Here is a 14,287-nt window from a genome sequence, read left to right on the forward strand (position 1 = left end):
CGTGGGAACGCCCCTCACTGGCAGCGGACCACTTTCACTCTGCTGGCGCACAACATTTAACCCCTGATGTGGAACGTATAGCCACATGACCTCCTATCAGTCGCACCTCGGCGACGGTGAGGGGATAGCCGAGGAGCTGGCCGAGAGCCAGCAGTCTATCTCCATCGCCGAGTTCTTCGAGAAGAACAAGCACATGCTCGGGTTCGACTCGGAAGCCCGGGCGCTGGTGACTGCCGTCAAGGAAGCCGTCGACAACGCCTTAGACGCCACCGAGGAAGCCGGTATTCTCCCCGACATCTACGTCGAAATCGAGGAAGCGGGCGACTACTACCGGCTGGTCGTCGAGGACAACGGCCCCGGGATTACGAAAGAACAGATTCCGAAAATCTTCGGGAAACTCCTCTATGGCAGCCGCTTTCACAAACGCGAGCAAAATCGTGGCCAGCAGGGAATCGGGATTTCTGCGGCGGTTCTGTACTCGCAACTTACCTCCGGCAAACCCGCAAAAATCACCTCGCGGACGCAGGGCAGCACCGAGGCCGAGTACTTCGAACTCATCATCGACACCGACACCAACGAACCCGAGATTAGCAAGGAATCGACGACCTCCTGGGAGCGCCCCCACGGGACGCGCATCGAACTGGAGATGGAGGGGAACATGCGCGCCCGCCAGCAACTCCACGACTACATCAAGCACACGGCAGTCGTCAACCCCCACGCCCGCATCGAGATGGTCGAACCCGACGAACACTTCAAATACGAGCGGGCGACCGACCAGTTGCCCGACGAGACCGAGGAGATTCGGCCCCACCCCCACGGCGTCGAACTCGGGACGCTCATCAAGATGCTCGACGCGACCGATTCGTATTCTGTCTCTGGATTCCTTCAGGGTGAGTTCACCCGCGTCGGGCAGAAGACCTCCGATTCGGTCATCGACAACTTCCGGGACCGCCACTTCGGCCGGGAGATGCGATGGCGACCACCGCAATCACACGAGGATGCCGACATCGAGTCGGCAGTCGAAGACGCCGTCGCCAACAAGGGCGCCGACGCGACTGCCGAGTTCGCCAGTGCGGTCGCCGAACGCATCCGGGACACCGAACGCATCGCCTACAGCACGGTCGCCGAGAACGTCGCCGACGTCGCCGACACAATCGAGGACGAATACGACACCACCTTCGGTGAGACAGTCCGGGAAAACGCCGTCGAGGCCGCCTGGGAGCAGGTGACTGCGGAACTCACGTCGGATATCTACACGCTCGTCGACGAGGCGACGACCAAGCGCAAGGACGACGCCCACGTCCAGGGACTCGCCGAGCGCATCGCGACGAAGTTCGAGAACCGAACCGACGACTCGCGCCACCGTGTCACGCACAAGGACCTTACTGCCTACGTGGGCAAAGCGGCCGACGACACCGAGGAGTTCGACGATGCCACCTTCGGCGACAAAGCCCGCGAGAACGTCGTCGAGGCTCTCTGGACGCGCATGGAGACGGTTCCGGGCGACGTGCCACACGTCCACGACATCGCGAGCGAGCGCGACACCGCCTCGGAACTGCTCGATGCGATGCGCGAGACGGACATCATCTCGCCGCCGACGGACTGTCTGTCTCCCATCTCTGCGGACCTCGTGGAGGCCGGCCTCACGAAGGGATACGACGCGGACTTCTACGCTGCGGCGACCAGAGACGCCTCCGTCCACGGCGGCGACCCCTTCATCGTCGAGGCCGGCATCGCCTACGGCGGCGACATCGAAGACGGCGGCAAAGCCGAAGTGATGCGCTTTGCCAACCGCGTGCCGCTGGTCTACCAGCGCGGCGCGTGTGCGACGACGGACGTGGTCAAGGGAATCAACTGGCGCAATTACGGCCTCGACCAGCCGGGCGGGAGCGGCATTCCAAACGGCCCGGTGGTTATCATGGTCCACATCGCCTCGACGAACGTTCCCTTCACGAGTGAATCGAAAGACGCCGTCGCCAACATCCCCGAAATCGAGGACGAAATCGAGCTGGCGATTCGGGAGGCCGCCCGGGACCTGAAATCGTTCCTCAACAAGCGCCGCTCGATGCAACAGCGCCGGGAGAAGGAGAACAAACTCGCGACCATCCTCCCGGAGATGGCCGAGAAAATCTCCCGGGTGACCGGCAACGAACCGCTGGACATCGACGACACGATGGCCCGCATCATGAACAACGTCCTCGTCGAGCGCCGGCGCGAGAACGGGAGCGTCGACGTCGTCGTCGAGAACAACGCTGACACCAATGCCGACATCGAGATTACGGACATCGTGACGGCCGAACCCGACGGCGTCGAGGACGGCACAGTCGTCGAGATGGACGGCGAGTGGTTCGTCAAGTGGTCCCCGACGGTCGGCGGCGGGGAGACGGCCACACTCTCGTATGACCTGCCCGGCGACGCGGAGTGTAGTATTTCCGTCGAAGGAATCGAAGACGAGAAGCTAACGGTGACTGACCAATGAGCGTAGAGACAGATTCAGAGGCGCGCGAGCAACTCATCGACCTCGCAGCACAGTTTTACGACCAGTTTGCCGAGGGTGACGTCCCCTCGATGGAAGTCCCCACACGGACCAAATCGAACATCGAGTACGACGAGGACAAGAACGTCTGGGTGTACGGCGACCGGACCTCGACGCGCTCGGCAAAGAGCGTCCGCGGGGCCGGAAAACTCCTGAAGGCGATTTACACCATCGACTTTCTCGCCCAGCAACTCGACGAGGGCCGCTCGTCGACACTGCGTGAACTCTACTACCTCAGCGAATCCTGGGACCTGAACGAGGCGCAGTTCTCGAGTCAGGACGAGTCGAACGACCTCGTCGAGGACCTGGAAATCGTCTCCGGAGCGACCCGCGAGGACTTCCACATGCGTCCGGAAGAATCGGGCGCGACCATCATGGGACCGCTTCGCCTGCGCGAGCAGACGCGCCGGGGCGAACGCGAGATTCACTGTCAGGAGGACGTCGGCGAGGGCGGCTACCAGATTCCGAACAACCCCGACACTATCGACTTCCTGGACAACGACGCCGACTTCGTCCTGGCCGTCGAGACTGGCGGGATGCGGGACCGTCTCGTCGAGAACGGCTTCGACGAGGAGTACAACGCGCTGGTCGTCCACCTCAAGGGCCAGCCGGCACGGGCGACCCGGCGCATCACCAAGCGCCTGCACGACGAACTGGACCTGCCAGTCACCGTCTTCACTGACGGTGACCCGTGGTCCTATCGCATCTATGGGTCGGTCGCCTACGGCTCTATCAAGAGCGCACACCTCTCTGAGTACCTGGCGACGCCCGAGGCCGATTTCATCGGCATCCGCCCGGAGGACATCGTCGAGTACGACCTGCCGACGGACCCGCTCTCGGACTCGGACATCAACGCCCTGGAGTCGGAACTCGAAGACCCCCGCTACCAGACGGAGTTCTGGAAAGAGCAAATCGAACTCCAACTCGACCTCGGAAAGAAATCCGAACAGCAGTCACTCGCCTCTCGCGGGCTCGACTTCGTGACCGACACCTACCTGCCCGAGCGCCTCGACGAGATGGGCGTGCTGTAGCGGGGAGTATCGGCTTCTTGGACAGGCAAGACACCGTTGCGGCCGGCTGACAGCACATCGTCACAAACCATTTATCCCTCCGGTCGCCAGCTATTCTCAGTGCATGTCTGAACCGGGGCCTGGCAACGAGGGCGACGGCGAGGCCGACTGGAGCGACCGAATCGATACCGAACCTGCCGACGCCGTCGACGAGACGGACTTGGAACCGTCAGGCCGTGAGGACGTCGAGGATGTCGCCGAGTCGGCTCCGACAATCGAGGAGCCACCGGCCGAACCGGAGGATACCGTCCTCGCTGACGTTCGCGAGTACTTCGCGGACTTCGACAGTGAGTTTGCGCCCGCGCCAGCCGAGGAGTTCATCGAGAACTCGTTTTTCGATTTCAGCTATCGCGAGGACCTGGAGGAAATCGACCGGTACTGGGTCAACGAGCCCTTTGCGTACATCGCTATCTGTCGTAACGAAGGGACCAACGACTACGAGTACCGCGTCGTCGAGCCGATGCTGACCGAGTTCGAACAGTACGTCCGCGAGGACGTCATGGCGGACCTCCGGGACGTGTTGATGCACGTCGACGCGGGGACTGTCGACCGGGAGCAGCGGCTCGAAGAGGAACTCACCACGCTGTCGAGCCGGTACATCCGTGACGCAGAGCCGGGGTCGTTACACAAGATACGCTACTACATCGTCCGGGACCTGCTGGGGTACGACCGCATCGACCCGCTGGTTCGGGACGCCAGACTGGAGGACATCTCCTGTGACGGCACCGACGTCCCGGTGTTCGTCTATCACCGCGAGTACCGCGACATGGAGACGAACATCGCGTTCGAGGAGGACCGCCTCAACTCGCTGGTGATTCGCCTGGCCCAGCGCAGTGACAAACACGTCTCTATCGCGGACCCGCTGGTCGATGCGAGCCTGCCCAACGGCTCGCGCATTCAGATGACACTCGGCACCGAAGTTAGCACCCGCGGGTCCAATTTCACCATCCGGCAGTTCTCGGACGTTCCCCTGACGCCTATCGACCTCATCGACTTTGGCACCTTCTCGGTGGAGACGATGACGTACTTCTGGTTGGCCATCGAGAACAACCTTTCCTTGCTGTTTGCAGGCGGGACAGCCTCCGGGAAGACTACCTCGATGAACGCCATCTCGATGTTCATCCCGCGAAAGAACAAGGTCATCTCCATCGAGGACACCCGCGAGATTACGCTTCCCCACGACAACTGGATTCAAAGTGTCACGCGGGAATCGCGCACGTCCGGGACCGGCGAAATCGACATGTATCAACTGCTCCAGGCAGCGCTGCGCCAGCGTCCGGAGTATCTGCTCGTCGGCGAGATTCGAACCGAGACTGAAGTGGCACTCGCGTTCTTCCAGGCGATGGCGACGGGACACGCCGCCTACACGACGATGCACGCCGACTCGACGGCGACGGTCCTCTCGCGCCTGCAGAACCCGCCCCTGTCGGTTCCCGACCAGATGGTCCGCGAACTGGATGTCGTCGCCGTGCAACGCCAGATTTTCGTCGGCGACAAGCGCGTCCGACGCAACGTCAGCATCGCCGAACTCGGCCGGGCCGATGACGGGAGCCCGAGCACCAAGAAAATCTACGAGTGGAATCCGGCGACGGATGCGATGGAATCGGTCGCCCCGTCGGGCAAACTCCGCGAGATTATGTACATGAACGGCTGGGACGAGGCGCAACTTGAGGCCGAACTGGCCCGCCGTGAACGCCTGCTTCGATACCTGGTCCGTGAGGGCATCTCCGATTACGAATCGTTCCAGACTGTCGTCTGGCAGTACGCCAGCAACAGAGCGGAAGTGATGGAACTAGTCGAGGCCGGCCAGCTCGAACAGCTCCTGTGACCATGTCGGAACAACCAGGCGCCGCGGAGCGAACGTGGCTCATCAGACAGACGGCGTGGCTCTACGAGCCACTCCGGCGCTTTTTCGCCGACCGGAGCGACCGCCACGAGGGGCTTCGGAGCGACCTCAACGCCGCTCGTGTGCCGGTGACCGCCGCCGGCTACCTCGCCCGCTCGGTCGTTTTCGCATTGCTCGCCGTCGTTTTCGGTGTTGTCGCTGGCCTGCTGACTGCCATTCTGCTTTCGGAACTAGGTCACATCGCGGCCCTGACTGGCATCGGGAGCCTCGGTGCAGTCAGTGCCTTCGCCAGTGCGTATCGGTTCCCAATCGTCGCGGCCGCGCTCGCTGTCGGCTTCGGACTCGCCGCCGGTGCTGGGACCTGGTATATCAGGTATTACCTCCCCCGGTACGTGGCCGGCGTGCGGGCGAAGAAACTCAACCTCATGCTCCCCTCGGCGATTAGCTACATGTACGCGCTCTCGCGGGGCGGGCTGGACATCGTCGAGGTGTTTCGCCGTCTGGCCGCCGCCGAGGAGACGTACGAGGAGATGTCTCAGGAGGCCGGCCTCGTCCTCAACCACGTCGACTATCTCGGCCGGGATTTCATGCAGGCGCTCCGGGAAGCGAGCGAAGTGACTCCGTGTGATTACACCGCGGAGTTCTTTACGGACTTGCTGGGTGTCATCGAATCAGGCGGTGACACCGAGGCATTTCTCGCCGATCAGCGCAACGAAGCGCTCCAGGACGCCCGTGTCGTCCAAGACTCGTACATCGAGAATATCGCGCTCTTCGCCGAGGTGTACGTGACGGTCCTCATCGCCGGCCCGCTCTTCTTGCTCATCTTGCTGATGGTGATGGGCATTACCGGGCTGGGGACGCTGGAACTGGTCAACGTCGTCGTCTACGCCGGTATCCCGGTCGCGTCGGCGCTCGCCTTACTCATCCTCGACCAACTGGGCGAACCGTTCAGACAGAGCAGTTCCCGGCCGAGCGACACTGCGACCCACCGGCCCGAACTCCCTGACGACCCCGAGGCAGCGGCGTACGCACGGCGAAAGCAGCGCCTCTCGAAAGATGGGTTCGTGTCACGGTTCCTGTCGCGGTGTCGGAGCCAGCCTCCGTACGTGCTCGTGGCATCGGTTCCGCTGTCTGCCCTCGTCGTCGGTCTCACCGTCTGGTCTGGCACTGTCTCGCTGTCTCTCTCCAGTCTCTTTGCGCGGCCGCTGGTCGCCACGACGCTTTTGTTCGTCGTTCCGTTCGTGATTGCCACGCTCCCGCTCGTGGGTTTTCACGAACTCCGACAGCGCCGTCTCAATACAATATTGCGGCGGTTCCCCGACGTTCTCTCCTCGATTGCGGGCGCAACCCGGATGGGCGTTCGGCCACCTGACGCGATTGCGTCGACTGCCGAACGCTCCGAGGGACCCCTCTCGGCAGAGCTCAAACGGACCCACAACGAGATGGAGTGGTTCGACGACATGCGTGGCGCGCTGGTCAGACTCGCACGTCGTGCCCAGACACGCATCGTCACGCGGACGCTCCGCCTCGTCATCGACGCCGACGAGGCGAGTGGCAACCTCTCGGAGACCCTCTCTGTCGCTGCTGAAGACGCACGCAACCAGCGCCAGTTCCTCCAGCGACGGTCACAGGAACTGTCGTCGTACGTTGTCGCGGCGTTTATCTCCTTTTTCGTCTACCTCGGCATCATCCTGCTGATAAACGAGTTTTACTTCGAGCAGGCACTCGCCTTGGGCCAACAGAGTACTGTGTCGAGTCCGGACCTGCCGATTAGCCTGCAGGGGATAGACGCCGACGGCTTCCAAGTCGCCTTCGTTCACTCCTCGCTCGTCCAGTCGCTGTTTATCGGGCTGGTCGCGGGCAAGATGGGCGAGGGTCGCATCCTCGCGGGACTGAAGTACAGCCTGGCCATGATTGTGATAACTATCGTCGCCTTCGGGGTGGTCTGAGATGCGCCGCCCACAGACTCCCAGGGGACAGACGGCGGTCATCGGGTTCATCCTCGTCTTTGGCATCCTGATGCTGTTGCTCGTCACGCTCCAGACCACGGCCGTGCCCGCCTGGAACCAGGGCGCGGAGTTCGAACACAGCCAGCAGGTCCGCGACGACCTCGGCGAACTCCGCGAGGGCACACTCCAGGCGGCCACGACGGGGCGTATCACGTCGACGTCGGTCCAGTTGGGGACCCGGTATCCCAGACGGCCGTTCCTGTTGAATCCGGTCGACCCGTCGGGGGAGATTCAGACCACCGACACGGGTATCGTCGAAATCGAGAACCTGACCGCCAGCGGCGAGACCGGCGACTACTGGACGCCGAGCGGGAACCGGTCTTTCCAGACGCGCCATATCAGCTACCAGCCCAGCTACAACGAGTACGACAACGCCCCGACGACCGTGCTGGAACACGGCGTTCTCTACGACCGACACGGCGACCGCTCGCTTCCCCTGACTGGCACGACCATCGTCGACGGGCGTCGCATCACGCTCGTCACGGTGAACGGAACCTTCTCGGAATCGGGGACGAGAGCTGAGTCGGTGACCGTCGAACCGGTCAGCGCTCCCCAGCAAGTCACTACCCTCGAGGGGAACGGTACCGTCCGCATTCGGTTGCCGACCCGCCTCGACGAGGAGACGTGGACCGAACTGCTCGCCGATGAGTTCGTCGCCGAGGGTGGCAACGTTTACGACAACGTGACCGTCACGCCCGGTGGAACCTACGACACGGTCACCATCTCCCTGCGTGGCGACCAGACCTACGACCTCCGCCTGGCGAAGGTGAGAGTCGGAGACGGAACGGGGCAACCGGGACCACACTACATCACGACCGAATCGCCCGCCCAGGTTCGGGCCCCCGTCGGAAGTGCCGAGCGCGTGACCTTCGAGGTGCGCGACCGGTACAACAACCCCGTCAGCGGCGTCCCGGTGACCGCCGCTGCCAGCGGGCCGGGGACGCTCGAGACGTCGACCGCGACCACCGACGAGGATGGACACGCGACGTTCCGGTACACGGCATCGTCGTCGGGCGAAGGGACCGTCGAGGCGACGTTCGACCCGGACGCGACAGGGAAGCTCGAAACGGCGAGCATAACCGTCGATGGAACGACTGCCATCTCCAGTGGGGGAGACAGCATCGGGCCACAGGTCATCGACATCAAAACGAATCAGACGACAGCAGACGACCCGACGCTGCCGCAAGAGGCTGCGTTTACCCTGACTGCGAACGTCAGCGACTTCGCCCGGGGCGGACTGCCCATCCACGCCGTCGAGTGGACACGGACGGCGCCCGACGGGACCGTTAGTCAACCGCGGTATTTCGACCCTGCTGACGGAGCCTTCGACACCGTCAACGAGACCGCTATCGACACCGGCATCCAGACCGAGTCGTGGGCGGCCGGCGAGCATGTCCTTTCGGTGCGCGCTCAGGACACGAATGGCAACTGGGGACCAGTCAAGAACGTCACCGTCCGGGTCCCGGGGGTTGAGTACACGATCAATAGTGTGGACGCAAATGCAAGTGGCGGTGGCAACAATATCGATGTCACGTTCGACATCAGTACGACCGACAGTGGCGCAAAGGTGTGGGTACAGTCGTTCGAAAATGGAACTGCTACCAAAAACGAGGACACTGTCGATGCCGACATAGACCCTCCGGTAGTCACAATCAAGGGTGAAAACCAAGCCGACTCGATTCGAATCTCTCTCCTGGACAGTGACGGGGACGTTCGAGCGACCCGGACGATTCAGTACCCCACTCCATCTTAGCGGTTGACGCCGTTCGCTCCGTGAAGAGTCTCACTTCGAAAATGGGGATTCGGTTTATCGCTTGAGACTTCTTGCAGTCGACTATACGCACCTCTGAGAGCACTGTACTGACGTCTCCGACGCATCTCCGTTCACTCCTCGTCGAGTTCGACCGCCACACCACGCTCGTCGAGGTCGGCCGCAAACGCCTCCGAATCCGTCTCGATAGCCTCGAAGGTGTTGTAGTGGACCGGAACGACGAGTTCGGGGGCCATCGCGTCGGCGAGGTCGGCGGCGGCGTGGCGGTCCATCGTGTACGTGCCACCGATGGGCGGCACGAAGACGTCGACGTCGAGTTGTGCGTGTCCTTCCAGTACGTCGGTGTCGCCGGCGACGAAGACGCGAGTCCCATCTACGCTCAGCAGGTACCCACACCCGAGTCCCTCCGGGTGAACCGGCGACCCGTCCGGACGCGTGTGCGGGCCGTCGGGGTGATTGTATGCGGAAATCGTCCAGAAGGTAACGTCCCCGACGATTCCCTGCGATTCCAGTCCGACCGAGCGCACCTCGTATGGCAGGTCGGCCGGCCGCACGTCGGTACGCGCTGTCTGGTGGAAATTTATTCCGTCGAAGGTAACACACGTCGCGTCGTCGCTTGCGACCCGTTCGATGCCGTCGGGGTCGTAGTGGTGGCGGTGGGTGACGAAGAGGGCATCCCCGTCTTCCGGCCGGTAGTCGGTTGCCGGCGGATGGGCCTCTGCCGCAGTTTCGCTGTCGGCCGTCCACTCGCCGGTCAACACGCCGTAGCGGCCGGGGTCGACGTAGACGATGGTCTCCGGCCCCTCGATGCGGACGGTTGCGTAGCCGAGCCAGTCGATGGTGAGTCCGTCGACGTGTACGGTCATTATCGGGAAGATGGGCTCAGGGGAGTTAATCGTCACCGGTCTCGACCAACCGCTCGACCCGGGCCAGCGAATCGGCGTCGGCGGGGGCTTTGTCCTCGCGGATACTCAGAAATCGCGGGAAACGGAGGGCATAGCCCGACGAGTACGTCGGCGAGGACTGTATCTCCTCGTAGCCTACTTCGAAGACGACAGCCGGGTCGATGTCCACGTCAGTCCCGGACTCGGCCACGATGTATGGCTCCAACAAGTCGGTCACGTCCGCCAGTTGCTCGTCCGTGATACCGGTTGCCACCTTCCCGATTGTCTCGTAGCCGTCGCCGGCACGCACCGATAGCTCGAAGGTGCCGAGGACACTCGCCCGGCGGCCCTCGCCCCACTCGGCACCGGTCACCACGAGGTCGAGCGTCTCCACGTCCGGTTTGCGCTTGCGCCAGTTCTGGCCCCGCTTGCCCGGGGTGTAGGGGGCATCGGGCTGTTTCAACATGATGCCTTCGTGGCCACCTGCCAGCGCGTCGGTCTCGATTCCCTCGATGGTCTCGGCGTCCTCACACAGCCAGAGCTTGGAGACCTCGCTACTCTTCTCGCCGTCGAAGGCAGCTACGAGTCTGTCGTGGCGCTCGACCAGCGGCGCGCCGAGCAGGTCTTCACCGTCCGCGTGCAGGCAGTCGAACGCGTGTAATCGAAGCGCGACGTCTTCCTGGGCTTTTGCCACGTCGTGTTTGCGTCGGAAGCGACGGAGTACCTGCTGGAAGGGCAGGGGCGAGCCCTCGTCGTCGACTGCGACGACTTCGCCATCGAGGATGACCGGCACGTCGACGCGTTCCTCGACAGTCGCGACGATTTCCGGCAGCGGCTCGGTCACGTCCTCCATGTTCCGGGAGTACAGCGTGACCTCCTCGCCGTCGTAGTGGACCTGGACGCGTGCGCCGTCGTACTTGACCTCGACGCCGACCCGGTCCCAGTCGTCGAGTGCGCCGCTGACCGTCCCCGTCTGTGCGAGCATCGCCTGGACCGGCCGGCCGATTTCGAGGTGGATCTCCGCCAATCCGTCCTCACCGCCGTCCTGAGCCGTCTCGGCGACCAGTCCGTAGTCGTTCGAGAGCTGCAGTGCCCGCTGGACGCTTTCGACGGACACATCGAATGCTTCGGCGATAGCCTCGCGGACGGTCCCACCACCGACGCCGATACGCATCTCCGCGAGCACGAGCCGAGCGAGGTATCGCGCTTCGTCGTCGCTGCAGCGATTGAACAGCCCAAAGAGGACGTCGAGTTTCGTCTCCTGGCTGCCAGCGCCGTCGGCAGCGGCGAGTTCCCGCAGTCGGGACTCTACTTCGGCGACGGTCAGCGTCTCCCGACTGCCGTCTCCGAACGCGGCCAGTCCCTGCTGGCCGCCGAAATCGTAACTGGCCGCGACGGCGCCGATTTCTCCCAGTTCTGCCAGCCGCGTCTCGACGTCGTCCGCATCGACGTTCTGGCCGGCGGCCCGAGCAATCGCCTCGTAACAGAGTCGCGGACCAATATCGAGCGTTCGCGAGTCGTGGGCCGGGAAGACACGACCAAGCAGGAATCGGACGAGCGTCGCCAGGTCGTCACCGCCCTCCTGGAGCGTCTCGGCGACCAGCGACTGAATCTCTAGGTCGGCCGTCTCCTCGTCGATAGCGGCGGCGGTGGCGGCAAACTCGGCAAAGTCCATCGGCGTCAGGTAGGACAGCCGGCACAAAAAGTCGCCCTATCCGCCGACGTACTCGACGTCGATGTCGACCCCGGGCTTGGTGTTTGCCGCCTGTGACTCGTAGGGACCGTCGGCCTGCTCGGTGTTCGGGAGATACGGTGGTCCACCGTAGTCGAACACTCTGTCCTCGTCGCTGTCTTGGTACGGAACGATAGTGACGCTTCTGTCTTCTGTGATATTCTGGTCCAGTTGGATGGTGACGTCCTGGTGTTTGCCGGGTTCGAGGTACGTACTCCGGCCGATGACCGAGGAGTTGATACCGTCGTCGTGGACAACGACCCAGCCGCCGCTGGACAGCGACGCAGACTCGATTCGGATGCTGTCGCCGGTCGCCGTCGCATCGCCTGCGTTAATCGAGGCCACCGGCGACGAGATGGCGAGAAAGACGACGTACGCGACCAGCAACATGACCGCGGCGTGTTTGGTCCCGTCTTTCAGCGACCCTTCGCCTATCTGGCCGGCGATAAAGCCCGAGGAGACCGCCTGGATGAGCGCAGCGTGGAAGAACACGAGCGTATAGCCCGCTTTGTCCACGCCGCCGAGTCTCGAGAAGGTACTCGTATCGACTCCGAGCCGGTTGCCCGAATCCGGCGTGGGCACCGTATCGGGGAGACTCGGCACGAGCACCTCGTTGACCGCGAGGATGATGACCAGAAAGACTACAAACGAGATGTAGATGACGACGAGGTAGGTAAGCATCTGCCGGCGGCGCTGGTCGCGCATCTTCAGGTCCGCACGCGACTGGTTGGCCGCGATACGCAAGACCGGCCCCATGTTCCCGCTCGCTTCCATCGCGTGTGTCAGCAGGACGACCATGCGCGTGACGGCCGTCGTTCTGACACGGCGGCCGAAACGCACGAGTGCGTCAGCGAGGTTCGAGCCGTACTCCAGGTCCCGCCAGATGCGGTCGACCTCCGGCGTGAGGACCCCGAGGTCGCTCCCGCGGACGCGCTCGAACCCTTCAACGACGGACATCCCGGCCTCGTTGAGGCTGGCCAGCCGTTCGAGCAACTCAGGGGTCGCAGCCTCGATACGGTCGATACGGCGCTTGTAGAGTTCCCTGACGATGGCGTAGGTAATCAGGACGAACAGCGCCGACTGGACGAGCACGTCGTCGAGTGCCCGCTCGTTGAGGCCGACTTCGGTCAGCGTGTCCGGGAACCGGACTGCGACGACGAGCACCGCCAACGGGACGGTGATGTAAAGCAGGACCTTCGGTTTCCAGATGACCGTCTGGAGTGGGCTCCGGAGGACGCTTTTCACACGGCTGATTCTGTCGTACCAGTCCAGCGTCCGTCCGTTCTTGCCGTCTCTCGCCAGGCCACCATCGGTACGCCGCGGTTCGCTCGGCGGCGCGGAGCGTATCGGTGTGTTCAGGTCGTACCGTTCGAGGATGCTGTCACTGCCTCCGCGGGAGATGCCCAGCGTGTCCAACTTCTGGGCGAGAAAGACTGCGAAGCCGACGTTTGCCAGTGGCACGATGAGATACGTGAGTCCCTGTATCAGCCACAGCGTGTCCGTCGTCGTCAGTCCGAACACAAGCAGGATGGTGATGAGAAAGAGCACCCCGGCGACGAGCACCGTCACGTACCCCTCCGCGATGGTCGCGAGCACTTCCAGAACCTCTTCCTGGCGCTCCTCGGCGTCCTCGCGGAAGCGTTCGTACTGTTCGCTGAGGAACTCCGAGAGGTCGCTGCCACTCTGGAGGACACTCCCCAGGTTCTCGGAGAAGGTCTTGAACTGCTCGCTGGGCGTTCGCTTTGACATCTGCCGAATCGCGGTAATCATGTCCCGGCCGAACAGGTCCATCTCGCGGACGGCAATCGACATCTCGTCGGCCGTCTGGCCGTAGATTTCGCGGTTCTCGGTCAGCGTTCGCAACACTTCGGGGAACTCGAGGCCGCCACGAGAGAGTGCGTACATAAACGACGTCGTCCGGGGCAGTCCCGCCTCGATGCTCCGCCGGCGGACTTCGGCGTCGCTTGCGGGCAACTGCCAGCGGAAGACATAGGCCAGAACTGCTGAAATCACCCCGATAGCGGAGCCACCACCCAGCAGGATGGCCCACCGCTCCTCCGCGGAAAGGATGAGTTGGTAGTCCACGCGCGCGCCCAGCGGGATAGCAATCGTATTCGGCAATCCGGTCAACAGCCGCACGAAGTCCTCGAAGACCAGCAGGACGCCGGCGATGACGTACGCGCCAGCGACGGCGCCGGCCAGCAACGCGAGCAGCGTGTACAGCAGCGTCGTCGACGCGTACCCGGTGTATGTCTCGCTGATGTAGGCCGCCTGGAGTGTCCGCTGTCGGTCCGCATCCTTGGAGATGAACCGACCGAAGAGAACGCGGGCAAACCGGTAGACGACGCGATTGACCCCCGTGTGAACTTTTGCACCCAGCCACGCCCCGACTGTGAGGACGACGAACACCGGCGGGAGCAACCAGATTGGATTGACCAT

General features: G+C 63.2%; 8 protein-coding genes. 5 read left to right on the forward strand and 3 right to left on the reverse strand.

The features are described from left to right. Positions 1–85 precede the first annotated feature (85 nt). The 5 genes from QYL91_RS08335 (at position 86) to QYL91_RS08355 (ending at position 9,214) form a co-directional block, all read left to right on the forward strand. Entirely contained in the window at positions 86–2,479 is a 2,394-nt protein-coding gene (locus tag QYL91_RS08335) for a DNA topoisomerase VI subunit B (RefSeq protein WP_302080039.1), read from the forward strand. Further along, positions 2,476–3,567, forward strand: coding sequence for a DNA topoisomerase IV subunit A (locus tag QYL91_RS08340; RefSeq protein WP_302080040.1), 1,092 nt, complete (start codon positions 2,476–2,478; stop codon positions 3,565–3,567). The genes QYL91_RS08335 and QYL91_RS08340 overlap by 4 nt, the downstream gene beginning before the upstream one ends. A 103-nt stretch (positions 3,568–3,670) precedes the next feature. Continuing rightward, positions 3,671–5,434 (forward strand): type II/IV secretion system ATPase subunit, encoded by a 1,764-nt coding sequence (locus QYL91_RS08345; protein ID WP_302080041.1) that lies wholly within the window; start codon positions 3,671–3,673, stop codon positions 5,432–5,434. A 2-nt stretch (positions 5,435–5,436) separates the two neighbouring features. Continuing rightward, positions 5,437–7,401 (forward strand): type II secretion system F family protein, encoded by a 1,965-nt coding sequence (locus QYL91_RS08350; protein ID WP_302080042.1) that lies wholly within the window; start codon positions 5,437–5,439, stop codon positions 7,399–7,401. 1 nt (position 7,402) lies between these two features. Next, on the forward strand, positions 7,403–9,214 hold the full coding sequence (locus QYL91_RS08355; RefSeq protein ID WP_302080043.1) for an Ig-like domain-containing protein: 1,812 nt from the start codon (positions 7,403–7,405) through the stop codon (positions 9,212–9,214). Positions 9,215–9,345: 131 nt separating this feature from the next. Here the strand turns inward: QYL91_RS08355 and QYL91_RS08360 are convergent, their stop codons facing one another. From QYL91_RS08360 to QYL91_RS08370, 3 genes are read right to left on the reverse strand one after another with little or no spacing between them, the layout of a single operon-like run. Beyond that, entirely contained in the window at positions 9,346–10,098 is a 753-nt protein-coding gene (locus QYL91_RS08360; RefSeq protein ID WP_302080044.1) for an MBL fold metallo-hydrolase, read from the reverse strand. Positions 10,099–10,123: 25 nt separating this feature from the next. After that, on the reverse strand, positions 10,124–11,791 hold the full coding sequence (gene ligA / locus QYL91_RS08365) for an ATP-dependent DNA ligase LigA (RefSeq protein ID WP_302080045.1): 1,668 nt from the start codon (positions 11,789–11,791) through the stop codon (positions 10,124–10,126). Between the two features lie 36 nt (positions 11,792–11,827). Further along, positions 11,828–14,287 carry a type II secretion system F family protein gene (locus QYL91_RS08370; protein WP_302080046.1) on the reverse strand — a complete coding sequence of 820 codons (2,460 nt, stop codon included), beginning with the start codon at positions 14,285–14,287 and terminating at the stop codon, positions 11,828–11,830.

It is taken from the genome of Salinibaculum rarum (assembly GCF_030505615.1).
Taxonomy (GTDB): domain Archaea; phylum Halobacteriota; class Halobacteria; order Halobacteriales; family Haloarculaceae; genus Salinibaculum; species Salinibaculum rarum.